Annotated in this window: 21 protein-coding genes; 16 read left to right on the forward strand and 5 right to left on the reverse strand. The window is 60.7% G+C overall.

The features are described from left to right. From lpxA to GM655_RS14290, 5 genes are read left to right on the forward strand one after another with little or no spacing between them, the layout of a single operon-like run. Entirely contained in the window at positions 1 to 789 is a 789-nt protein-coding gene (gene lpxA / locus GM655_RS14270) for an acyl-ACP--UDP-N-acetylglucosamine O-acyltransferase (RefSeq protein WP_155435304.1), read from the forward strand. Beyond that, complete coding sequence (lpxB, locus tag GM655_RS14275; RefSeq protein ID WP_371866816.1) at positions 773 to 1960, forward strand: lipid-A-disaccharide synthase; 1188 nt, start codon at positions 773 to 775, stop codon at positions 1958 to 1960. The genes lpxA and lpxB overlap by 17 nt, the downstream gene beginning before the upstream one ends. A 10-nt stretch (positions 1961 to 1970) precedes the next feature. After that, on the forward strand, positions 1971 to 2624 hold the full coding sequence (rnhB, locus tag GM655_RS14280; RefSeq protein ID WP_155435305.1) for a ribonuclease HII: 654 nt from the start codon (positions 1971 to 1973) through the stop codon (positions 2622 to 2624). After that, the gene (locus GM655_RS14285; RefSeq protein ID WP_155435306.1) at positions 2621 to 3406 is read left to right on the forward strand and encodes a TrmH family RNA methyltransferase; all 786 of its coding nucleotides are present in this window, start codon (positions 2621 to 2623) and stop codon (positions 3404 to 3406) included. The genes rnhB and GM655_RS14285 overlap by 4 nt, the downstream gene beginning before the upstream one ends. 34 nt (positions 3407 to 3440) lie before the next feature. Continuing rightward, entirely contained in the window at positions 3441 to 4646 is a 1206-nt protein-coding gene (locus GM655_RS14290; RefSeq protein WP_155435307.1) for an EAL domain-containing response regulator, read from the forward strand. Positions 4647 to 4744: 98 nt separating this feature from the next. Here the strand turns inward: GM655_RS14290 and GM655_RS22990 are convergent, their stop codons facing one another. After that, a complete protein-coding gene (locus tag GM655_RS22990) occupies positions 4745 to 5320 on the reverse strand; it encodes a PEP-CTERM sorting domain-containing protein (protein ID WP_229632570.1) in 576 nt (191 codons plus the stop codon). A 191-nt stretch (positions 5321 to 5511) separates the two neighbouring features. On the opposite strand from GM655_RS22990, the gene GM655_RS14300 reads away from it, so the two are divergent. After that, the gene (locus GM655_RS14300) at positions 5512 to 6906 is read left to right on the forward strand and encodes a 2-hydroxycarboxylate transporter family protein (protein ID WP_229632571.1); all 1395 of its coding nucleotides are present in this window, start codon (positions 5512 to 5514) and stop codon (positions 6904 to 6906) included. A gap of 51 nt (positions 6907 to 6957) precedes the next feature. On the opposite strand, the gene ppsR is transcribed toward GM655_RS14300, so the two are convergent. Beyond that, complete coding sequence (gene ppsR, locus GM655_RS14305; RefSeq protein ID WP_155435387.1) at positions 6958 to 7806, reverse strand: posphoenolpyruvate synthetase regulatory kinase/phosphorylase PpsR; 849 nt, start codon at positions 7804 to 7806, stop codon at positions 6958 to 6960. Positions 7807 to 7958: 152 nt separating this feature from the next. Here ppsR and ppsA point away from each other — a divergent pair, with 152 nt between their 5' ends. The 3 genes from ppsA (at position 7959) to GM655_RS14320 (ending at position 11987) form a co-directional block, all read left to right on the forward strand. Beyond that, on the forward strand, positions 7959 to 10388 hold the full coding sequence (gene ppsA / locus GM655_RS14310; protein ID WP_155435308.1) for a phosphoenolpyruvate synthase: 2430 nt from the start codon (positions 7959 to 7961) through the stop codon (positions 10386 to 10388). Between the two features lie 183 nt (positions 10389 to 10571). Further along, positions 10572 to 11000, forward strand: a complete 429-nt coding sequence (locus GM655_RS14315; protein WP_155435309.1) for an NfeD family protein — start codon at positions 10572 to 10574, stop codon at positions 10998 to 11000. 57 nt (positions 11001 to 11057) lie between these two features. Next, positions 11058 to 11987, forward strand: a complete 930-nt coding sequence (locus tag GM655_RS14320; protein WP_155435310.1) for an SPFH domain-containing protein — start codon at positions 11058 to 11060, stop codon at positions 11985 to 11987. A gap of 3 nt (positions 11988 to 11990) precedes the next feature. Here GM655_RS14320 and GM655_RS14325 read toward each other — a convergent pair whose 3' ends face one another. Then, complete coding sequence (locus GM655_RS14325) at positions 11991 to 13529, reverse strand: SGNH/GDSL hydrolase family protein (RefSeq protein WP_155435311.1); 1539 nt, start codon at positions 13527 to 13529, stop codon at positions 11991 to 11993. A gap of 2 nt (positions 13530 to 13531) precedes the next feature. Beyond that, positions 13532 to 14626, reverse strand: a complete 1095-nt coding sequence (locus GM655_RS14330) for a GSCFA domain-containing protein (RefSeq protein WP_155435312.1) — start codon at positions 14624 to 14626, stop codon at positions 13532 to 13534. A 179-nt stretch (positions 14627 to 14805) separates the two neighbouring features. Here GM655_RS14330 and GM655_RS14335 point away from each other — a divergent pair, with 179 nt between their 5' ends. Together GM655_RS14335 and GM655_RS14340 are read left to right on the forward strand one after the other, a co-directional pair. Further along, entirely contained in the window at positions 14806 to 15222 is a 417-nt protein-coding gene (locus GM655_RS14335; RefSeq protein WP_155435313.1) for a DUF4259 domain-containing protein, read from the forward strand. Between the two features lie 7 nt (positions 15223 to 15229). Next, a complete protein-coding gene (locus tag GM655_RS14340) occupies positions 15230 to 16081 on the forward strand; it encodes an NAD-dependent protein deacetylase (RefSeq protein ID WP_155435314.1) in 852 nt (283 codons plus the stop codon). Between the two features lie 27 nt (positions 16082 to 16108). Here GM655_RS14340 and smpB read toward each other — a convergent pair whose 3' ends face one another. After that, a complete protein-coding gene (gene smpB, locus GM655_RS14345) occupies positions 16109 to 16558 on the reverse strand; it encodes an SsrA-binding protein SmpB (protein ID WP_155435315.1) in 450 nt (149 codons plus the stop codon). A 75-nt stretch (positions 16559 to 16633) separates the two neighbouring features. Here smpB and GM655_RS14350 point away from each other — a divergent pair, with 75 nt between their 5' ends. From GM655_RS14350 to GM655_RS14370, 5 genes are all read left to right on the forward strand, one after another. Continuing rightward, positions 16634 to 17065 carry a type II toxin-antitoxin system RatA family toxin gene (locus GM655_RS14350; RefSeq protein ID WP_155435316.1) on the forward strand — a complete coding sequence of 144 codons (432 nt, stop codon included), beginning with the start codon at positions 16634 to 16636 and terminating at the stop codon, positions 17063 to 17065. Then, positions 17058 to 17342 (forward strand): RnfH family protein, encoded by a 285-nt coding sequence (locus tag GM655_RS14355; RefSeq protein ID WP_155435317.1) that lies wholly within the window; start codon positions 17058 to 17060, stop codon positions 17340 to 17342. Before GM655_RS14350 ends, GM655_RS14355 begins: the two co-directional genes overlap by 8 nt. Positions 17343 to 17496: 154 nt before the next feature. After that, positions 17497 to 20700: a hybrid sensor histidine kinase/response regulator gene (locus GM655_RS14360; protein WP_371866818.1), complete on the forward strand. Its 3204-nt coding sequence runs from the start codon at positions 17497 to 17499 to the stop codon at positions 20698 to 20700. An 8-nt stretch (positions 20701 to 20708) separates the two neighbouring features. Beyond that, a complete protein-coding gene (locus GM655_RS14365; protein ID WP_155435319.1) occupies positions 20709 to 21923 on the forward strand; it encodes a hypothetical protein in 1215 nt (404 codons plus the stop codon). A 1-nt stretch (position 21924) separates the two neighbouring features. Continuing rightward, a complete protein-coding gene (locus GM655_RS14370) occupies positions 21925 to 22365 on the forward strand; it encodes a hypothetical protein (protein WP_229632572.1) in 441 nt (146 codons plus the stop codon). The last annotated feature ends 22 nt before the right edge of the window (positions 22366 to 22387 follow it).

Raw genomic sequence — 22387 nt, forward strand, 5'->3', positions numbered from 1 at the left:
ATGGCCAAGATCCATGCAACCGCCATCGTCGACAGCAAGGCCCAGCTCGACGATAGCGTTGAAATCGGCCCGTACTCGGTCATAGGCCCGAATGTGGTGATCGGTGCGCGCACCGTGGTGGGGCCGCACGTGGTCATCGAGGGCAATACCACCATAGGCTGCGATAACAAGTTCTTCCAGTTCTCGTCGATAGGCGCTGCGCCGCAGGACAAGAAGTGGAATGGCGAACCGACCCGCCTGACCATCGGCGACCGTAACACCATCCGCGAATTCTGTACCTTCAACACAGGTACGGTGCAGGACAAGGGCGTGACGTCGCTGGGTAATGACAACTGGATTTCGGCCTACGTGCATCTGGCGCACGACTGTCAGGTGGGCAGTAATACGATCTTCTCGAACAATGCGCAGATCGCCGGCCACGTCGAGATCGGCGACTGGGTGATCATGAGCGGCTTCGCCAATGTGCACCAGTTCTGCAAGATCGGTGCACACGCTTTTGTCGGCATGAGCACTTCGCTGACCCAGGACGTACCACCATTCGTGCTGCTGAACGGGAATCCGGCTCAGGCGCATGGCGTGAATATCGAAGGCCTGAAACGGCGCGGCTTTACGCGCGAGCAGATCAACGGCATCCGTACCGCCTACAAGTTGATTTACCGTTCCGGCCTGACGCTGGAAGAAGCCAAGACGGCGCTGCTGGCAGAAGAAAGCGCCAATCCAGCGGCGGCTGAGCAGATCCGTGCTATGCGCGAGTTCCTCGGCACGGCCACCCGTGGCATCGTCCGCTGATAGCACGGCGGCTGGCCTGTCGGCCAGGTCGCCAATGTCGCTCGCGCTGGTAGCGGGCGAGCCGTCCGGCGACATGCTGGCGGCCCGTCTGCTGTCCGGTCTGCGCCCGCATCTGCCCGACGCCCGCTTCCACGGCATAGGCGGCGAGCAGATGATGGCGCAGGGCTTCGAATCGCACTGGCCCATGGACAAGCTCACCGTGCGCGGTGTGCTTGAAGTGATTCCGCGCTACCGCGAAATCAAGGGTATCCAGAACCAGTTGCGTGACCAGCTGCTGGCCGAACGTCCGGCTGCCTTCATCGGTGCCGACTATCCGGGCTTTAATCTGGGACTGGAAGAGCAGCTCAAGGCTGCCGGTATCCCCACCATCCATTACATCGGGCCGCAGATCTGGGCCTGGCGCGGTGGCCGCATCAAGAAAATCATCCGCGCTGTGTCGCATATGCTGGTGGTGTTTCCGTTTGAAGAGGAAATCTACCGCAAGGCCGGTGTGCCGGTCAGCTATGTGGGCCACCCGTTGGCCGAACTGATACCACTGGCAACCGACGAGGCGGGGGCGCGGCGTACGCTGGGCCTGCCGGAGCAGGCCAATGTGGTGACCATTATGCCCGGCAGCCGCATGTCGGAGATTAAGTACAACACGGTGGCCTTTATCAGTGCGGCGCGGCTGCTCAAACAGCGCGACCACTCGCTGCGCTTTGTCGTGCCGATGGCGGGCGCACGCCAGCGCCAGTATTTCCTCGAACTGATTGCACAGGCTGGCCTGCAGGATGTCGAGCTGACCCTGCTCGATGGCCAGTCGCACACGGCGATTGCGGCGGCCGATGCGGTGCTGGTGGCTTCCGGCACGGCTTCGCTGGAAGTGGCGCTGTTCAAGAAGCCCATGGTGATCGCCTACAAGATGATGGCGCTGGAATGGCAGATACTGCGCCACTTCGGCTACCAGCCGTGGATAGGCTTGCCGAATATTCTGGCGCGTGAATTCCTCGTGCCGGAGCTGCTGCAGGACGCGGCCAACCCGCAGGCGCTGGCTGAAGCCATGTGGCAGCAACTGACGGATGCGCCGCACCGTTTGCGGCTGGCGCAGCGCTTCAGCGATATGCATCACAGCCTGCTGCGCAATAGCGCGCAGGAGAGCGCGGCAGCCGTGCTCAAAGTAATCCAAGCATAAGAACCTCAACATGAAGAACCCTAACCCCGGCCTGTTCGACTATCTGCCCGACTCGCCCGATGAAATCATTTGCGGCGTGGACGAAGCAGGGCGCGGGCCGCTGGCCGGCCCCGTGTTTGCGGCGGCCGTGATCCTTGATCCGGCCCGTCCCATCGACGGCCTGCGCGATTCCAAGAAGCTGACGGAAGCCAAGCGCGACTTGCTGGCGCCCGTGATCAAGGCGCAGGCGCTGGCCTGGGCCATCGCCGAAGCGTCGGAAGCGGAAATCGACCAGCTGAACATACTGCAGGCCACCATGCTGGCCATGCGGCGCGCCGTGGAAGCGCTGCAGACCGTCCCTACGCTGGCCCTGATCGATGGCAACCGCTGCCCCGTGATGAAGATCCAGAGCATGGCCATCGTCGGCGGCGACGACAAGGTGGAAGCCATTTCCGCTGCTTCGATACTGGCCAAGACGGCGCGCGATGCGGCGCTGGTGTCGCTGCACGAAGCCTATCCGCAATACTGCTTCGACCAGCACAAAGGTTATGGCACGGCGTTGCATCTGGCCCGCCTGCGCGAGTTCGGCGCTTCGCCCGTGCACCGCCGTTCGTTTGCGCCGGTTAGGGCAGCGCTGGCTGCCGGCCCGCAGGGCGGCGTGCCGGCCCGAGGGGAGGCAGCATGAAGACGATTACCTCGCGCGATAACGCGCAGTACAAAGAGCTGGTCAAACTGGCCGGCAATGCCGCCACGCGGCGCAAGCTGGGCCGCACCCTGCTCGATGGCGTACACCTGTGCCAGTCCTATTTGCAGTTGCGCGGCCTGCCCGAGCAATGCATCGTCAGTGAATCGGCGCTGCAGCATGGCGAAGTAATGGACATCATCGGCCAGTTGGAAGCGCGCCACGGCCAAGTACTGGCGCTGCCCGACAGCCTGTTCAAAGCCATTTCGCAGGTCGAGCATGGCGTTGGTGTGATGTTTTCCATCGCTACGCCGGAACGCAGCGTTAGCGGTCCGCTGGCGGTGAATGCCGTGCTGCTCGATGGCGTGCAGGACCCCGGCAATATGGGCTCTATCCTGCGCAGTGCCGCAGCGGCAGGTATCAAGCAAGTGTATTGCAGCGCCGGTTCGGCCTATTGCTGGTCGCCCAAGGTGCTGCGTGCGGCCATGGGTGCCCATTTCGTGCTTGATATCTATGAAAACGTCGATCTGGCCGAGCTGGTACGCAACGCCCGCGTCAGCACGCTGGCCACTAGCGGCTATGCCACGCAGCGGCTGTATGATGTCGATTTGCGCCAGCCGGTAGCCTGGCTGTTTGGCCACGAAGGGCAGGGCGTGGCTGATGATCTGCTGTCGCTGGCCACCCATCAGGTGGTGATCCCCCATCTGGGGCAAGTCGAATCGCTGAATGTGGCAGCTTGCGCGGCAGTATGCTTTTTCGAGCAAGTCAGGCAGAATCAGGTCTAAGCGCGCTTATTTAGCGCGATGAATGGAGCCCCGCATGGACATCGCCCAGTTGCACTTTCTGGTAGCCGAAGGAGAACAGAGTCAGCGTCTGGCGCTGGCCGATGTTCTGGTGCACCTCGGGGTAGGCCACATTACCCAGGTGCCGGATGGCCATACCGCCTTGCGCCACCTGACTTCCGGCCTGGCGCCGCAAGTGGATGCGGCCATTCTCGATCTGGCGCTGCCCGGTATGGATGCGCTCGAACTCATACGCCGCCTGGCCGAACAGCGCTGCAAGGCAGGCATCATCGTGATCGGCGCCCAGAGCAGCGCCGTGCTGATCTCGGTAGAAACCATGGCGCAAGCCTATGGCGTAAACATCTGGGGTACGCTGGCCAAGCCGGTCGCGCCGGCACGGTTGCAAAGCCTGATAGAACATGCGGCCCAGCCATCGGCGCCGCGCATCAACGAAGCGCATGGCCAACTGCCGAAGTTCAGCTTTGCCGAAGTCGGGCAAGGCCTACAAGATGGCCAGTTCGATCCGTATTTCCAGCCCAAGATAGAACTGGAAACGGGCCAGGTGAAGGGGCTGGAAATGTTTGCGCGCTGGCGCCATCCCGTGTTCGGAGTACTGGGCCCGGCCGCCTTCATGCAGGTGCTGGAGCAGCACAAGCGCATCGATTTTCTCGACTGGAGCCTGATCGAGAAATCGGTCGCGGCCTGCCGCACCCTGCACGATCAGGGCATCCCCATATCCTTCTCGATCAATGTGGACCCCAGCACGCTGGCGCATGCCCAGTTCATGGAGCAGATGGCGGCCTGTCTGGAGCGCCACCGCATCCTGCCCGATTACATCACCTTTGAAATGACCGAATCGGCTGTACTGACCACGGAACCGCATTTCATCGAGCGCCTGCTGCGCCTGCGCATGAAAGGCTATGGTCTGGCCATCGATGATTATGGTACGGGGCGCAGCAACCTGCAGTTGCTGGCCCGTATTCCGTTCTCCGAACTGAAGATAGACCGCAGCTTTGTCGATGGCGCGTTCAAAAAGCCCGCCATCGCCACCGTGCTGCGTTCCTGTCTGGGGCTGGCCCGCAACCTCGACCGCCGCTCGGTGGCGGTGGGCGTGGAAACCAAGGAAGACTGGGATTTCCTGCAAGGGCTGGGCTGCACCTACGCCCAAGGCTATTACATCGCCAAACCCATGCCGGTGGAGGAATTCCCCGCCTGGCTGACGGACTGGCGCCACTTCTTCTAAACAAAACGCCGGGTCAGCAAGCTGTACCCGGCGCTTCCTGCGGCGCAAGGGCCGCAGTGTCTGATGGACTGCCCGCAGACGGGCAGCGATGTCTTATATCAAGCCTGCTTGCGGCGGCGGGCGATCAGACCCACCATGCCCAGACCAGCGAGCAACATTGCATAGGTTTCCGGTTCCGGTACGGGCGTCATGACGCCGGTGCGGTACACGGTGGCATTGGAAATCGATGCGATGTGGTTGATGATGTTGCTCACGCCCGTAGTACCGGCATTAAATTTGTAGAACGCGGTTTGGTTATTGTAGCTGGTCGTACCTAAATTAGTGGTCACATCGACTATGCCGTAATGGATACCGATGATGGTTTCGCCATACAGGGTCTGGCTGAAGTGGAAATTCGCAGCGCCACTCAGCGAAGATACCATGCTGGAGGCGGCTACAGGGCCGGAAAGAGTAACGCCCCACGAAGTCAAATCGTTGCTGACAGTTTGCCAGGTATGTGAGTTACCGTTCAGATTGCCCGAGTAATAACCGAGGCAGGACACGGGGACGGAATGGCCGCCCACAATGACCTCGATGGAGCTGCCGGAGCAGGTTGTTGTATCGGCAGCAGCCATGCCGGATGCCAGAGTCATGCCCAGAGCGAGCGCGATCGATGCGGATTTTATGAGTTTCATTGGATTTTCCCTCTTGACATCGGTTGTTACTGCGAATAAGCGGAGATTAGCATAAAAAAATGTACTTGCATCATTTATTTTTACTATATGGCATCCTTTGTGGTTTTTGTGATAATCAAACAGCAGGCGTTCAGAAAGCGTTTTGAAAGCTAGCGCCACTTACACTCCTGCCAGAACCAGTCACAGGAGACATGATGAACCGCCAAACTTCCCCTTATCAGGCTTCCACGCCCCAGCACGGCATGGCCAGCGTCAGCCCTATCCATGAGCATGACGATGCTGCCAGTGCCCCGCCGCATATGCTGGCATGGCGTGCCATGGAGCTGCGCATTGGCCTGGTGCCGCTGCCCGTCTATCTGCTGTTGCTGGCTCTGATAGGCGGCTTTGTCTACATGGGCAAAGTGCCGACCGACATCTCGGTATCGATCGCCGTGCTGGCCGTGGGCGGCTTTACCTGCGCCGAATTCGGTAAGCGCATGCCATTGCTGCGGCACATCGGTGCGGCTGCGATCTTTGCTACCTTTGTGCCATCGTTTCTCGTCTATGCCCACGCCATGCCGCCCGTGCTGCTGAAGAACGTGGCCGAATTCACCAAGAACAGCAACTTCCTCTACCTGTTCATTGCCTCCATCGTGGTGGGCAGCATCTTCAGCATGGACCGCGATGTGCTCATCAAAGGCTTCCTGAAGATTTTTGCGCCGCTGGCCGCCGGTACTGTGGTAGCTGCGCTGGTCGGCACGGCCGTGGGTACGGCGCTCGGCATGAGCTGGCAACACACGCTGTTCTTCATCGTGGTGCCCATCATGGCGGGCGGTGTGGGCGAGGGCGCGATTCCCCTGTCGATAGGCTATGCCGCCATCCTCGGCCATGCGCAGGGTGAGATCTTTGCGCAGGTACTGCCGCCAGTGATGCTGGGCAGCCTGAGCGCCATCCTGATGGCAGGCGCGCTCAACTTTGTCGGCAAACGCTATCCCCACTTGACGGGCGAGGGCCGGCTGCAGCCCGGTAGTGAGGACGATGTGCGTGTGACGGAACTGCCGGCCGCGACGGTCGATGTAGGCCAGATTGCCGGCGCCGGCCTGACGGCGATTGCGCTCTACATGGTAGGCCTGATGTCGCATAAGCTGTTCGATTTCCCTGCGCCGGTGGTGATGCTGTTCGTGGCCGTGCTGCTGATGCTGTGCCGGGTGGTCTCGCCCCAGTTGCAGCAGGCTTCGGGTGTGGTGTACAAGTTCTTCTCGACGGCCGTCACCTATCCGCTGCTGTTCGCCATCGGCGCCGCGCTGACGCCATGGGAAAAACTGATCGCGGCATTCACCATCGTCAATCTGATCACCATCGTTGCGACGGTGGCCACGCTGATGGCGACAGGCTTTGTGGTGGGACGTATGCTGAAGATGTACCCGATCGAAACGGCCATCATCAATGCCTGCCATAGCGGTCAGGGCGGCACGGGCGACGTGGCGATCCTGACGGCGGCCAACCGCATGCAGATGATGCCGTTCGCCCAGATCGCCACCCGCATAGGCGGCGCCATCGTCGTCACGCTGGCGCTGTTCGCGCTGGCTCGGGTGGGCATGGCATGATCATGCGATGACGGCCTGACCGTTGGCCTGCATGCATGGCAGGCCGCGTGATTAGTAGTCGCGCCGGTTAGGCTTGATTTCTTGCAAGATGGTAGTAGAAATCTCCTCGATCGATTTGGCGGTCGAGGACAGCCAGCGTATGCCCTCGCGCTTCATCATGTTTTCTGCCTCGTTGACTTCGTAGCGGCAGTTTTCGATGGACGCATATTTACTGCCGGCACGCCGTTCATTACGGATTTCCGCCAGCCGCTCGGGGGTAATGGTCAGGCCAAAAATCTTGTTTTTGAACTCGTATAGCGAGGATGGCAGGCGGCCCCGTTCGAAATCGTCGGGTATCAGCGGGTAGTTGGCCGCCTTGATGCCGTACTGCATGGCCAGATACAGGCTGGTTGGCGTCTTGCCCGAACGCGATACGCCAACCAGGATCACATCGGCCGAAGCGAGGTTTTTATGTGACTGGCCGTCATCATGGGCCAGCGAGAAATTGATCGCTTCGATGCGGTTTTTATATTCCTCACTGTCAACAATATTGTGCGAGCGACCAATAGTGTGGGTGGACATAACGCCCAGCTCTTGTTCCAAAGGTGCAACAAATGTCTGGATCAAGTCCATGTGCATACCTTTGCACTGGCGGATGATTTGTGACAGTTCAGTCTTCACCAAGGTCGAAAAGATGATCGGTCTGTAACCATCGGTAGCAAACGCTTCATTGATTTTACGTGCAGCTTCGTGTGCTTTATCGACCGTATCGATGAAAGGCAGGCGAATTTGACGGAACCGCAAGTCAAACTGGGTGAGTACGGAGTGACCAAAAGTTTCAGCGGTAATGCCGGTGCCGTCGGAAACAAAAAACACGGTACGGGCAGCGGAAGGCAGGGGAGAGCGTTGTTCTTGTGTCATGGGGGAAGCGCCAGTCATTATTGTGGATCGTCAATTTGCGTCGCAGGCTGTAGAATGGACGGCAATGGCAAGATTGTGCTGCACGACGAACAGAATAACAAGAAACATGTCTGCGCCTCGCTGGAAGATTTCTATCATCAAAAGGTGTAATTATGTCCAACGCAGCATTGAAGGAGCAGAACAACGACGCGGTTTACGTTGCTTCGTTTGAAAACTTGCGCATGACGGATGTCGAATCCGTCGGCGGCAAAAACGCCTCTCTGGGCGAAATGATCAGCCAGCTGGCCGGTGCCGGCGTGCGTGTGCCCGGTGGCTTTGCCACCACGGCCCAGGCATTCCGTGACTTCCTGTCGCACAGTATCGAAGGCGGCAAGCCGCTGGCCGACCGCATCGCCGATCGTCTGGCCGATCTGAACATCGACGATGTCCGTGCTCTGGCGCAAGCCGGTGCGGAAATCCGTCAATGGATCGTCGACACTCCGTTCCAGCCCCGTCTGCAACAGGAAATCGAAGCGTTCTACGCTGCTCTGGTGGCTGATTCCAGCACCGAAGTATCGTTCGCCGTGCGTTCCTCGGCTACCGCCGAAGACTTGCCGGACGCCTCGTTCGCTGGTCAGCAGGAATCCTTCCTCAACGTGGTCGGCATTGAAAACGTGCTGGACGCGATGAAACACGTGTTCGCATCGCTGTACAACGACCGTGCGATTTCCTACCGCGTACACAAAGGCTTCACCCATGCCGAAGTAGCACTGTCGGCCGGCGTGCAGCGCATGGTGCGCTCGGATCTGGGCGCTTCCGGCGTGATGTTTACCATCGACACGGAATCGGGCTTCAAGGATGTGGTGTTCGTCACCTCCAGCTATGGCCTCGGCGAAACCGTGGTGCAGGGCGCCGTGAATCCCGACGAATTCTACGTGCACAAGCCAATGCTGGAAAAAGGCAAATCGCCTGTGATCCGCCGCAACATCGGCTCCAAGCTGATCAAGATGGAATTCACCAACGAAGCCAAAGCTGGCCGTTCCGTGAAAACCGTCGATGTGCCAGTTGAAATGCGCAACCGCTATTCGCTGAATGACGAAGAAGTGGTGGAGCTGGCCAAGTACGCCGTCATCATCGAAACCCACTACGGCCGTCCGATGGACATCGAGTGGGGCAAAGATGGCCGCGACGGCAAGCTGTACATTCTGCAAGCCCGTCCAGAAACCGTGAAATCGCAGCAGAAAGCCACCGATGTACAGCAGCGTTTCAAGCTGAAATCGACCGGTACCGTGCTGGCTTCGGGCCGCGCAATCGGCCAGAAAATCGGCGCTGGTCCAGTGCGCGTGATTACCGATCCGTCGGAAATGGAACGCGTACAGCCGGGCGACGTGCTGGTTGCCGACATGACCGACCCGAACTGGGAACCGGTGATGAAGCGCGCTTCCGCCATCGTTACCAACCGTGGTGGCCGTACCTGCCACGCGGCGATTATCGCGCGTGAACTGGGCGTACCGGCCGTGGTCGGTTGCGGCGATGCGACCGATGTGCTGAAAGATGGCACTTTCGTCACCGTATCGTGCGCGGAAGGCGATGAAGGCAAGATCTACGACGGCCTGCTGGAAACCGAAGTGTCGGAAGTCTCGCGCGGCGAGCTGCCTAAGCTGCCAACCAAGATCATGCTGAACGTGGGTAACCCGCAACTGGCCTTCGACTTCCAGGCTGTGCCGAACGCCGGCGTGGGTCTGGCCCGTCTGGAATTCATCATCAATAACAACATCGGCGTACACCCGAAAGCCATTCTGGAATACCCGAATATTGATGCAGATCTCAAGAAAGCCGTGGAATCCGTGGCCCGTGGTCACGCATCGCCGAAAGCCTTCTACGTCGACAAGCTGGCCGAAGGCGTGGCCACCATCGCTGCGGCGTTCTGGCCTAAACCAGTGATCGTGCGTCTGTCGGACTTCAAGTCCAACGAGTACAAGAAGCTGATCGGCGGTTCGCGCTACGAGCCGGACGAAGAAAATCCGATGCTGGGCTTCCGCGGTGCGGCCCGTTATCTGGCGGACGACTTCGCCGGTGCATTCGAAATGGAATGCCAGGCCATGAAGCGCGTGCGTAACGACATGGGTCTGACCAACGTCGAAATCATGGTACCGTTCGTGCGTACGCTGGGTCAGGCTGAAAAAGTTGTGGGCCTGCTGGGCAAGAATGGTCTGGTACGCGGCGAAAACGGCCTGCGTTTGATCATGATGTGCGAAGTGCCTTCCAACGCGATTCTGGCCGACCAGTTCCTCGACCACTTCGACGGCTTCTCGATCGGTTCCAACGACCTGACCCAGCTCACGCTGGGTCTGGACCGCGATTCCGGCATGGCACTGCTGGCAGCCGACTTCGACGAGCGCGATCCGGCCGTGAAAGCGTTGCTGGCCATGGCCATCAAGGCTTGCCGTGCGCGCGACAAGTACATCGGTATCTGTGGTCAGGGCCCATCCGACCATCCGGACTTCGCTGTCTGGCTGATGGAACAGGGCATCGAATCGATGTCGCTGAACCCGGACTCGGTGATCGATACGTGGCAGAAGCTGGCTACGCTGGTCAAGTAAGTCAGCGAAAAGGATTGACGTAAGCCGGGATTGGTATAGACTGCGGTTGTCGCATTAAGGTTTCAACAACACCATTAATACCTCAACGCTTACGTTGTCTCTGAAAACCCTCGCAGCCCACACGGGCTTGCGGGGGTTTTTACATTTTATTTTGTGTGTTTTATCGCCGGAAAGGAGAGCAGTATGACGGACTGGAGTTTGTGGCTGATGGCTGCGGGCGCAACGGTCATCATGGAATTATTCAGCGGGACGTTTTACCTGCTGATGATAGCGCTGGGCCTGATCTCGGGCGCGCTAGCGGCCATGCTGGGCTTCGGCATGGCCGCGCAAACCGTGCTGGCAGCGCTGGTGGGCATGCTGGCCACGGTGCTGTTGCGGCTGAGCCGCTACACGCCCGAACAACTGGCTGTGGCGGCTGGACGCGACCCCAACCAGCACCTCGATATTGGCCAGACTGTGCAGGTCAGCGAGTGGCAGGATGGCATGGCGCGCGTGATGTACCGCGGCGCGCTGTGGGATGTGGAACTGGAGGCCGGTGCGACGCCGGCAGCAGGCGCATACACGATACGCGAAGTGCGGGGCAGCCGGCTGATCGTCGCCGCTGCAACCTGAGCGGTGCTGCGGCGCCTATGCGTGCAGACTAAGAGCAACTACGACAAGGAGTGATTTATGGATATCAGTTTTGGTAACGTCAGTCTGATTCTGTTTCTGGTAGCGCTGGTATTTGTGTTCAAGACCATCAACGTGGTGCCGCAGCAGCATGCCTGGGTGGTGGAGCGGCTAGGTAAATACCACGCCACGCTGGGGCCGGGCCTGAACATCGTGATTCCCTTCATCGACCGCATAGGCTACAAGCATGTGCTCAAGGAAATCCCGCTTGATGTACCACCCCAGGTCTGCATTACCAAGGACAATACCCAGCTGCAGGTGGATGGCATCCTGTACTTCCAGATTACGGATGCCATGCGCGCATCCTACGGCTCGTCCAACTACATTGCCGCGATCACCCAGCTGGCCCAGACCACGCTGCGTTCCGTGATAGGCCGGATGGAACTCGACAAAACCTTCGAGGAACGTGAGCATATCAACACAGCCATCGTCAACGCCATCGATGAATCGGCCGCTAACTGGGGCGTCAAAGTGCTGCGCTATGAAATCAAGGATTTGACTCCACCGAAAGAGATACTGCACGCGATGCAGGCGCAGATTACTGCCGAACGCGAGAAGCGCGCGCTGATTTCCGCCTCGGAAGGGCGCAAGCAGGAGCAGATCAATATCGCCAATGGTGAGCGCGAAGCCCAGATTGCCCGTTCGGAAGGCGACAAGCTGGCCGCCATCAACCGGGCGCAAGGTCAGGCTGCTGCCATCGTGGCGCTGGCCGAAGCCAATGCCTCGGCCTTGCGTCAGGTCGGCGCAGCCATCAGCGAACAGGGCGGGACCGATGCCGTCAACCTCAAAGTGGCCGAGCAGTACGTGAGCGCGTTTGCCCAACTGGCCAAGACCAATAATTCCATCATCATTCCGGCCAATCTCGGTGATATGAGCGGCCTGATCGCCACGGCCATGCAGGTTGTCAAGACCCAGAAGCCGCTAGCCTGAAATCTACTGCATGGTGATGGCGCGCAAGCAGACCTGGCTGCCTTCAAATGGCGGCACCGCTGCCATGTTTTCTACGCTGTACTGGAACGGATCGAGCGGGAACTGGTACTGCGCGCTACTAATCACGCGGAACGGCTGTTGCACTGCGCGCGGGATCAGTGTCAGTTCCAGCAGCGTCAGCCCGGTCGTGCCCGCTTCCAGCGTGCATACCGCTGCGGCCGGATCGTAGAGCACCATGCTGCCCACGGCGGCGTCCAGCGTGTGCAAAGGCGTGCCGCTGCTGCTGTGCAAATGCAACTGGCCGCTGCCTTCCAGCCGCAGCCAGGCTTTGCGGATACCGCAGCTTTGTCGAAGCGTTGCCAGCGTGCAGGCGGCCTGGCCGGCATCCAGACGCACAGTGCGATAGTTGCTGCAGGTGAGCGCATAGTCTATGCCTGCATGAAGCAGGGTTTGCGCCGCATCCGTCTGTAATAGCGTCAGTGCCGCTTCCAGTTGCCCGTCGCCGGGCGTGGCGGCACGCAGGCCGTTCGGTGCAGTCGGCGCAGCCCAATCTGGTCGGGTATTTTCTGCTGCGATAGGCTGATAGTCATGGTCTGTGCCCAGTAGCGTGGCGGCTGTGGTGGGGCTCAGGGATAGCTGGCCGCTGGCCACGCTGTCGCTGGTGGCCATGGCCGCATAGCCGTGCCGCTCAGCCTGGTTTTGCGCATGCTGGTAGCGCACGACATTCTGGGCATTCCAGGTATGCTGATGCAGCAGGGTGACGATGCGTTCAAGCGAAATCTGCGCGGCAGCCAGCGTCAGATGGGTACCATCGAGATCGAATTCGGTGCGTAGATAGCCATGCTCACACAAAATATCCCAGGTATCGATGAATGGCAGGCCGATGTCGGCACAGGCGCGCGCAAGAATTTGGTTGGCCAGCACGGTTAGCTTGGCACGCACGGCTTTCGGCACTTTGGTCCAGCGCGCCGTGGCAGCTTCATCGGCCGAGCGCGGTGGAATACAGTGCACCAGCATGCGGCTGAATCCAAACGCCTGTAAATGGCGCATGCCCTCTGTGAACGGCAGCAACAGCTTTTCCAGTTGGGCCAGTACGGTACTGTAAGCCACCGGCTGTAGCGTGTAGTCGGTGGCATAGATAGGCGTGTCAGGCAGTTCGAAGTCATAGCCGACGAACTGGTTAAGCAGATGGTGCAAGTCCAGATCGCCGATGCATAGCACCATGGCCGGCGCTAGAATGGCGCGCTGCTCCATCCAGGCGCCGCTGATGGTGGCGCCATCCAGCGAGTAATGCGCCGGCGTGAGGTCGGCGCGCAGCAATTCTTCGGCGCGTAGCGCATCGAGCAAATCTTGGTGGTAGGCGCGCACACTGGGGTTGCAGAAGTTCTGGGCCAGTACGTGGGGCAGATAGCGGGTACGCGTCATATATAGCTGTTCGCGCTGGTGGACGTTGGCGCGGAACAGACGGTTACGGAAGATCAGAGTATGGCTTTCGCCGATCAGGTATATCGGGCTGGGCGTACCCAGCAAAGTTACGTTCATGGTTAGGTTCCTGCCTGGGTGTGACGGGCCAGCGCTTCCATCACTAGCTGTTCATCGCACATCGGTTGCGCGGGGAGTGCAGCGGCTTGTTCGTTGCGGGCGGCAGGGGCGCGGACGACGGGCGCGGCATCGCCCATGTACTGGTGCCGGAAGCATGCGATCACATGCTGTACTGCCGCCGGCAGTACGGTACGTCGGTCCGGCGCAAAATAGCTTTGACTGTCGCCGGTCGCGGTGACGATTTCGTAGGACGCGAAATAGTGCACATGGCTGTGGCGCCGGATGGTTTCTTCACAGGCCACACGCAGCACGGATTTGGAATAGGTGGTGGCTTGCAGTACGTGGCGTTGCTCGAACGTCGCCATGAGGGGTACGGGCGAAACCGTTAGGATGATTTGAGCGCGCGGATTGACTGCGGCCAGGCGATGTACAAATTGATCTAGCTGTTCGCAGACTTCGGCCACGCTGAAGTTGTGGTAGCGGTGGCGTGCCGGATCGAACTCGCCACCCAGGCCGGAACCCGGACAAACCGGAAACACGGCGCCGTCTTCGCTGCTCAGCCAGGCTTCAGTCAGGCCCAGTGTGAAAATAAATACATCCAAGTTCTCAAACATGCGTCGGACTGCCGCCAGATGTGCGCGCCTGTCCCACAGACATTCGCTGGCGCTGGCAAAGCCACCCGGCTGCACATTGGGGCGGAACGGGTCCAGATAGGCGCCCTCGCTATTGCGCCATAGCGGTTCGACGGGATCAAAGTGGCCGTAGGCGCGGTCGAATAGCTGCAACAGTTGCAAGGTGGTGTAGAGGTTGCCGTAGCGTGCGCTATACACGCCATAGCCCAGCGCTTTGCGTTCCTCCGCGCTCAGAAACGCTGGGCCATCTTCCGCCACCATATAGCCGTAGCCGCTCTGCTGCAGTGCTTCGGCAATCCGCTGGGCAAAACAGCTTCCTGCGGAAGCGACTTGCTGTTGCGGGTCCAGGCGCAGCGTCGATGCCAGATGGGGATCAATTTCTGCCGGAGCAAGGCCCATCACTGCGTCCTTCCAGCGCGCTTCGGCGGGAATAGTGCGATATGGCGAAGATCGAGTGAGTGACATGGTGAACCTTGTGAGAGGAGCCTAGCGGAAATATAGCATAGCCACCTGCAAGAGAGCGGCCATCCATAGCGTGGCCGCTGATGGATGAGTCAGGCCGCAGCGCCGGGCCCATGTCTGCTAAGATTCGTGCTTTGACAGAGCGGTTCAGCAGCGCCGCAGCAACCAGTGTGGGAGTGGTAATGGGTACATGGGCGGTCGATGCATTCGGCAACGATTATGCGCAGGACTGGGCGGAAGATCTGGCACAGGTCAGCAATCTGGATGCGGTAGAAAATACGCTGGACGTTGCCTTGCAAAGCGACGCTGGCGGACTTGAGGCGCCGTATGCGATCGAAGCGCTGGTGGCCATCGAAGTGCTGGCACGGCTGCAGGGCAACGGCGGCGAGCAGACGGAAGATAGTGCCGCCGTCGATGCCTGGGTCGCTGCCCGCAAGCTCAAGGCCAAGCCGCGCGCCGATCTGGCGCAGAAAGCCTTGCTGGTACTCGATAAAGTCGTGGCGCCGGAGTCCGAACTGCGCGCGCTATGGGAAGATAGCGAATATTACGCCGAGTGGACAGCGAGCATAGCTGATCTGCGCATGCGTTTGCAGGCCTGAGCGCTACATGCAGCAGGTGACGCAGAACCAGCTAGCGCAGCTGGGCGAATTTCTCGACCGGCACCGCAATGTGCTGGTGCTGACGGGGGCCGGTCTGAGTACAGCGTCCGGCATTCCCGACTACCGTGATCAGGATGGCGTGAGGCGCGGCCGTGCGCCGATACAGGGGCCGGACTTCCGCAAAGATGCAGCCGTGCAGCGGCGCTACTGGGCACGCAGCATGGTGGGCTGGCCTACGCTGGCGCAGGCCGAGCCGAATGCGGCCCACTACGCACTGGCGCAGCTCGAAGCTGCCGGGCGCATAGGCGCCATCATTACGCAGAATGTGGATGGCCTGCACCAGCAGGCCGGGACGCGCCAGCTTATCGAGCTGCACGGGAATATCCACGGCGTGCTTTGCCTGCAATGCCGCGCCATCCATGCGCGTGCCGGCATCCAGCAATGGCTGCTCGCGCATAATCCCGAACTGGCGGCCAATGCCACAAGTGCCGATGCGGATAGTGTAGTGCCGGAAGTGCGTCCCGATGGTGACGCTGAAGTGGAGCTGGAAGCCATGCAGCGCTTCCACATGCCGGTCTGCCCGCACTGTGGCGGAACGTTGCAGCCCGACGTGATTTTCTTTGGCGATAATATTCCGCCCGAGCGCACGGCGGCCGCGCTGGCGCTGGCCGAACAGGCCGATGCGCTGCTGGTGGTCGGTTCGTCGTTGATGGTGTTTTCCGGCTTCCGCTTCTGCAAGCTGGCCGCTGCTGCGGGCAAGCCGATTGCGGCCATCAATCTGGGCAAGACCCGCGCCGATGACCTGATCAGCCTGAAGCTGGCCGCCTCGGCGGCCGATGTGTTACCGCGCCTGCTTTAGCTGCTGCGGCAGGGCGGCGCCGTCTGATTAACGGCGGTGGGTCTTCATCGCGGCAGCTACTTCGCGCTTGCCATCGCGGTCTTTCTCGGTGGCGCGCTTGTCGTGCATCTTCTTACCCTTGGCCAGACCGATTTCGCACTTCACCCGGCCGCCCTTGTAGTGCAGATTGAGCGGTACCAGCGTGTAGCCGGAACGGACCACTTTGCCGATCAACTTATCCATTTCCTGACGGTGCAGCAGCAGCTTGCGCGTGCGCACGGCTTCCGGGTGGATGTGGGTGGAGGCCGTGGGCAGGGCGCTGATGTGGGCGCCGAACAGGAATAGCTCGTCGCCCTTGATGGTCACATAAGCTTCCTTGATCTGCACGCGGCCGTCGCGGATGGCCTTGACTTCCCAGCCTTCCAGCACGATGCCCGCTTCATAGCGGTCTTCGATGAAGTAGTCAAAAAAGGCTTTTTTGTTATCAGCTATGGTCATGGGATGGTATCGGTTAAACTACTGCTACGCGGATTTTTACGCGAATAATTCAACATGATAGCAAATGGTTAGCGTATGGCAGTAGTGCACAAGTCAGTTTTACTCGGATACAGCGCCCAGCAGATGTACGATCTGGTGGCTGCGATCGAGGATTACCCCCAGTTTCTGCCATGGTGCGGCGCGGTCGAAATCAAGGAAAAACACGACAATCAGGTAGTGGCCAGTGTCGGCATCAATTACCGCGGCGTGCGCCAGAGCTTTACCACTTCCAATCACAATACGGCACCATCGGAAATCCGCATGAAACTGGTCGACGGGCCGTTCAAATGTCTGGACGGGGTGTGGAGTTTCAAGGCCTTGCGCGACGATGCCTGCAAAATCGAACTCGATCTGCACTACGAATTCTCCAGCGCGCTGCTGGCACAGTTGGTCGGTCCCGTGTTCGGCATGATCGCCAACAGCATGGTGGATTCGTTCTGCAAACGGGCGGAGGCAGTGTATGGCTAATGATGCGCTGAATATCGAAGTCTGCTACGCCAGCGATGACGTGCAATTCCTGCAAGCGTTGCAGGTACCGGCCGGCAGCACCATCGCCGAGGCCATTGCTGCGAGCGGCCTGCAGCAGCGCTTGCCGCAGTTGGACCTGCAGGCGCTGCAGGTCGGCATCTATGCCAAAAAGAAGACGCTGGATACGGTGCTGCGCGAGCATGACCGCATCGAACTGTATCGCCCGCTGATTGCCGATCCCAAGCACGCGCGCCGCCGGCGCAAAGCCAGCGTCTGACAAACCAACACTATTGCCGCAAATCCACACGGCAGAGTGACTTTTTGTTCGTTTTTTAGGCATTCTGTTCTATTCTTGTGCTATTGCTTCTCTGGCCAAGTATGCTGTCCCGCCTATGAAATTACGCAGAATTTCTGCTTGGTTTTCGTTTCTTGTGCTGCTCTCGCTGGCGGCCAATGGCTGGCTGATCATTCTGATCCGCCAAGCCCATAATGAAATGCTTTCTTCGCAACAGTACCGGCAGGATGCGCTGGCGCTGACCCATGGCCTACATCAAGAAACCGAACAGCTGGCCCAACTGGTGCGGGCCTACACGCTGACAGGCGAAACCCGCTACCTGTTCTACTACTACGACATCCTCGCCATCCGCGAAGGCAGCAAGCCGGCACCGGCCAACTACAATCCCATGACCTACTGGGACGATGCGATTGCGGGGCGCATCGAACACCATCTGCCCGAGCAGGGCCTGAAGGTCTCGCTGGCCGAGAAAATGAAGAAGGCCGGATTCGGTCCGGCCGAATTCCAGGCCTTGAGTCAGGTGATCGCCGCCACGGCCGCCATGAACAAGATCGAGCAGATCGCGTTTGCTGCTACGCAGGGCTTGTACGACCCTGTGCAGGGCGACTTTGTCGATGATGGCGAGCCGCGGCGCGATTACGCCAGCCAGCTGGTCTACAGCAAGCAGTACAGCGAACTCAAAGCTGATCTGTCGCGCGCCGTGAATGCGCTCAGTGCTATCACGGACAGCCGCACCAGTGCGGAAATGGATATGGCGGCGCAGCGGCTGGAACAGCGCATCGCGATTTCGCTGGCATCGATGGCGCTGACGGTGCTGCTGGTGCTGTCCGCGTTTCAGGTGGTGCGGCTCAAAGTGCTGGCGCCCATCACGCGGCTGAGCCGCGCCGCACGCCAGCTACGCGGCGGCGATTACAGCACCCGCTATGGTGGCGCCGAGGCAGCGCGCAGCGGCCCTAGTGCGGTGGAAGAAGTGCAGGAGCTGGGCGGCACGCTGGATGGCATGGCGCAGGCGATCGAAGGCGATATTTCGGCGCGTGCTGCCGTACAGCGCGAGCTGGAAGCAGCGCGGGCACAGGCCGAGGCAGCGACGCAGGCCAAGTCCATGTTTCTGGCCAATATGAGCCACGAAATCCGCACGCCCATGAATGCGATCATTGGCATGAGCCATCTGGCGCTGGAAACGCAGCTCAATGCGCGCCAGCGTGATTACGTCAGCAAAGTCCATCAGGCGGCCAAGTCACTGCTGGGCATCATCAACGATATTCTGGATTTTTCCAAAGTCGAAGCGGGCAAGCTGCGGCTGGAACAAGCGCCGTTCCGGCTCGAAGACGTACTGGCCAATAGCATGTCGCTGCTTAGCATGGCGGCGCGCGACAAGGGGCTGGAGTTGCTGCTCGACGTGGAAGACCCGCAGCTGCTGGGCGAGCAGGGCATGTTGAACGGCGATGCACTGCGACTGGGGCAAGTACTGACCAATCTGTTGTCGAATGCCGTCAAGTTCACCCAGCGCGGCTATGTACGGCTGTCGGTGGAGGTGGCAGAGAGTAGCGCCACGGCGCTGACGCTGCGTTTTGCGATCCGCGATACGGGGATAGGCATGACGGCTGAGCAAGTGGCCAATCTGTTCCAGGAATTTACTCAGGCCGACGGCTCGACCACGCGCCGCTTTGGCGGCACGGGGCTGGGCCTGACCATCTCCAAGCGGCTGGTCGAGCTGATGGGCGGTGCCATCTACGTGGATAGTTCACCGGAACAGGGTTCCAGCTTTGTGTTCAGCGCCAGCTTCGGGCGGACGGCGGGCGCTGCGGCCAGCATGGCGCTGGCCCGGCTCGATACGCTGCGCGTGCTGGTGGTGGACGACCAGCCGGAAGCCCGCACGGTACTGCAGCATCTGCTGCAGGCGCTCGGCGTAGGCGCCGAGGGTGCCGGCTGTATCGATCTGGCTGACAGCGCTGCGACCGCCATTGCGCAGGCGCAGGCGGCTCATGCCGCTGGTCAGCCTTATGATCTGCTGCTACTGGATTGGGTAATGCCGCCCGCAGGCGGCGACAGCGTGCTCGCTGCGCTGAACGGGCAGGCTCCCGTCACGGCCATTGTCTCTGCCTACGATGCCGAGCATCTGCATATCAGCGCCGGGCGTCTGGGCGCGCGCCACTTCCTCGCCAAGCCGGTGTTGCCGGCGGCCCTGCGTGAATTGCTGGCCAGTGTAACGGGGCAGGCCAGCATCGACGCCAGCTTGCCGCTGCGCCAGCAGGCGGCCGCACTCGATGGCATGCGCGTGCTGCTGGTGGAAGATAATCCGCTCAACCAGCAACTGGCCTGCGAGCTGATGGAAGGGCGCGGAGTGCAGGTGACCGTGGCCGAACACGGGCAGGCTGCGCTGGATCTGCTGGCAGCCGTGCCGCCCGATCATTACCAGGTGGTGCTGATGGATTTGCAGATGCCCGTGATGGATGGTTACGAGGCCACGCGCCGCCTGCGCGCCCGGCCTGAATTTGCGGCGCTGCCGCTGATTGCCATGACGGCGCATGCGCTGGTGGAAGAGCGCGAACAATGTCTGGCGCTCGGCATGAACGGCCATATCGGCAAGCCGATAGAACCGGAGGAACTGTATGCCGAACTGGCGCGCCATTATGCCGCGCCATCGAACTCTGTCGGCGGTCTAAGCGGTCTAATTGGCCTTAGTGGCCTCAGTGGTCTTAATAGCCCTGCTGGCGCCAGCGGTCTGAGTGGCGCGGGCGGCGCGCTGGCGGACAGCGACGCGGCAGGTCTGCCTGTTATCGCCGGACTGGATACGGCTTCCGGCCTGCGTCGCTGTGGCGGCCGGGTGTCGCTGTATCGGGGCATGCTGGAGCGTTACGGTCAGGAGTTTGCCCAACTGACGCCAGCGATGGAAGGATTGCTGGCCGCAGTCCAGTGGGGTGAAGCGGAGCGGCTGGCGCACACGCTGCGTGGCCTGAGCGGCACCATAGGCGCAGCTAGCGTGGCCGAACTGGCGACAGCGCTGGAAAGTGCTTGTCATGCTCAGGATGCTGCGGCGGCACAGACAGCGCTAGCCGCACTGGCCGCGCCGCTGCAAAGCCTGCTGGCTGCACTACCGCAGCCACCCGCACCTGTGGAGGGCGGCGGTCCGGGTGCAGCCGCCGCTTTGCCCGATTGCCTGCCGCAGCTGCGCGCGTTGCTGGCCGATAGCGATGGCGACTGCATCGCCCTGTGGGAAGAGCACCGCGCCGCCTTTGCAGCGGCCTTGCCTGTTGAAATAGTCCAGCAGATTAACCACGCGCTGGAGAATATCGACTTCGATACGGCGCTGACCCTGCTGCCGGAATCCATTACCTGACACTGTTTATGATGAAATTACCTACCTCCCAAGCGGTCAGCCGCACCCGATGGTCCCCGCTGGCGCTGCGTCTGGGACTGCTACTGGGTGCGGGACTGGGCAGCCTGCCCGCTGTGCATGCGGCCGATCTGAGCTGGTCTGGCTTTGCCACCGCCGGTTATGCCGTCTCCGATCGCAGCTATACCTATGAACGCTATGTGGACCGCAGCGGCACCTTCCGGCGCGACAGTCTGGCCGGTGCCCAGTTGGTGGCCGAACTGGCACCGCGCTGGAGCGCGACCGTGCAAGCCACCATGGCGCCGTCCGTCAGCGATGACCAGCGCTGGGACGCCCGACTACAATGGGCATTCCTATCCTACCGCCTGAGCAACGACACGCTGCTACGCGCGGGCAAGCTGCGCATGCCCATGTATCTATTCTCGGAAAACATGCAGGTCGGCGCATCTTACGATGTGATGCATCTGCCGACGGAAGTGTATTCGACTGCGCCCACCAATGATTACACGGGCTTGGCCTTTAGCCGCAACTGGTCGCTGGCTTCCGGCGAGCTGGGGCTGGAAGCCTATGCTGGGCGCACCAGCCTGACGGCGCGTGCACAGCAGGGCGGCAGCTCGCCCGGCGAACTGCATACGCGCTCGGGTGGCGTGGTGCTGGCCTACCGCCACGAGGACGATGTGTGGCGCATGGGCTGGCAGCGTTCGCGCATCCGCGTCGATGGCATGGGGCAGGGCGCCGGTCCGCTAGAACCGCAGCAGGGCAGCAGCGATATTGCACCCGGTGTGCCGCTGGGTGCCGACAGCGACGGCATCGATACCCGTGTGGCACTGCTGGGCGCCGATCTGCATTTCGATGCTGGCCTGCGGGTAGTCAGTGAATATGCCTGGCGCCACGCTGCGAATGCAGTAACGCCGAAGAATTCGCAGGGCGCCTACCTGACACTGTTGCGCCCCGTGGGTAAATGGACGCCGTATGTGACGCTGGCCCGTTTGCTGTCGGAACGCGCAGCGCGCGTTGCGGAAGGCACGCGTGGCGGGGTGGACGACCAGCGCTCGCTGTCGCTGGGCAGCTCCTACAGTCTGAGCCCGAACAGCAAGTTCAAGCTGGAATGGATGCAGGTGCATATCGGCACCAGCAGCAGCCTGATCGACCATAGTGCAGGCGCTGGCGTGGTCCAGCATCAGAACCTGAATGTGCTGTCGGCCACCTACAGTGTGGTGTACTGATATGGACCAGCTCACAGCACTTTGCAAACGGCGGCGCGGGCACCGCCTGCTGGCTGCCATCGCATTGGCCGCCGCCGCGCCGCTGGCACTGGCCGGCGTGGTGGTGATCGGCAATGGCAATCTGCCCCGTCTGGACGACGCGCAGGTGCAGAAAATCTATAGCGGCAAGGTGGTCGAGGTGGCCGGCGTGACGGTGGCGGCAGTGAATCTACGCAGCGGTAACACGGTGCGCGCCCACTTCCTGCAGACCTATTTGAATCAGGACGAGGAAAAATACACGGCCTACTGGACCGTGCGGCGCTATATCGGCAAGGGCACGCCTCCGCGCGAGCTGGCCAGCGGTGCGGAAGTGGTGAGCTTTGTCCAGTCCACGCCGGGGGCGATAGGCTATGTAGAAGACGCCGATCTGAAACCCGGACTGAATATACTGCTGCGCAAATAGGCGCAGCCTGCAACCATGATGG

The sequence above is a fragment of the Pseudoduganella danionis genome (assembly GCF_009720775.1).
GTDB lineage: Bacteria > Pseudomonadota > Gammaproteobacteria > Burkholderiales > Burkholderiaceae_D > Rugamonas > Rugamonas danionis.

What these genes read in the sequence shown, in the direction of transcription:
- GM655_RS14335 (WP_155435313.1), top strand. Translation starts at nt 14,806, where the DNA reads ATGGGTACATGGGCGGTCGATGCATTCGGCAACGATTATGCGCAGGAC.
- rnhB (WP_155435305.1), top strand. Translation starts at nt 1,971, where the DNA reads ATGAAGAACCCTAACCCCGGCCTGTTCGACTATCTGCCCGACTCGCCC.
- GM655_RS22990 (WP_229632570.1), bottom strand. Translation starts at nt 5,320, where the DNA reads ATGAAACTCATAAAATCCGCATCGATCGCGCTCGCTCTGGGCATGACT.
- GM655_RS14285 (WP_155435306.1), top strand. Translation starts at nt 2,621, where the DNA reads ATGAAGACGATTACCTCGCGCGATAACGCGCAGTACAAAGAGCTGGTC.
- GM655_RS14365 (WP_155435319.1), top strand. Translation starts at nt 20,709, where the DNA reads ATGATGAAATTACCTACCTCCCAAGCGGTCAGCCGCACCCGATGGTCC.
- GM655_RS14325 (WP_155435311.1), bottom strand. Translation starts at nt 13,529, where the DNA reads ATGAACGTAACTTTGCTGGGTACGCCCAGCCCGATATACCTGATCGGC.
- GM655_RS14350 (WP_155435316.1), top strand. Translation starts at nt 16,634, where the DNA reads ATGGCAGTAGTGCACAAGTCAGTTTTACTCGGATACAGCGCCCAGCAG.
- smpB (WP_155435315.1), bottom strand. Translation starts at nt 16,558, where the DNA reads ATGACCATAGCTGATAACAAAAAAGCCTTTTTTGACTACTTCATCGAA.
- GM655_RS14370 (WP_229632572.1), top strand. Translation starts at nt 21,925, where the DNA reads ATGGACCAGCTCACAGCACTTTGCAAACGGCGGCGCGGGCACCGCCTG.
- GM655_RS14330 (WP_155435312.1), bottom strand. Translation starts at nt 14,626, where the DNA reads ATGTCACTCACTCGATCTTCGCCATATCGCACTATTCCCGCCGAAGCG.
- GM655_RS14315 (WP_155435309.1), top strand. Translation starts at nt 10,572, where the DNA reads ATGACGGACTGGAGTTTGTGGCTGATGGCTGCGGGCGCAACGGTCATC.
- GM655_RS14300 (WP_229632571.1), top strand. Translation starts at nt 5,512, where the DNA reads ATGATGAACCGCCAAACTTCCCCTTATCAGGCTTCCACGCCCCAGCAC.
- ppsR (WP_155435387.1), bottom strand. Translation starts at nt 7,806, where the DNA reads ATGACACAAGAACAACGCTCTCCCCTGCCTTCCGCTGCCCGTACCGTG.
- lpxA (WP_155435304.1), top strand. Translation starts at nt 1, where the DNA reads ATGGCCAAGATCCATGCAACCGCCATCGTCGACAGCAAGGCCCAGCTC.
- GM655_RS14320 (WP_155435310.1), top strand. Translation starts at nt 11,058, where the DNA reads ATGGATATCAGTTTTGGTAACGTCAGTCTGATTCTGTTTCTGGTAGCG.
- ppsA (WP_155435308.1), top strand. Translation starts at nt 7,959, where the DNA reads ATGTCCAACGCAGCATTGAAGGAGCAGAACAACGACGCGGTTTACGTT.
- GM655_RS14340 (WP_155435314.1), top strand. Translation starts at nt 15,230, where the DNA reads ATGCAGCAGGTGACGCAGAACCAGCTAGCGCAGCTGGGCGAATTTCTC.
- GM655_RS14355 (WP_155435317.1), top strand. Translation starts at nt 17,058, where the DNA reads ATGGCTAATGATGCGCTGAATATCGAAGTCTGCTACGCCAGCGATGAC.
- GM655_RS14290 (WP_155435307.1), top strand. Translation starts at nt 3,441, where the DNA reads ATGGACATCGCCCAGTTGCACTTTCTGGTAGCCGAAGGAGAACAGAGT.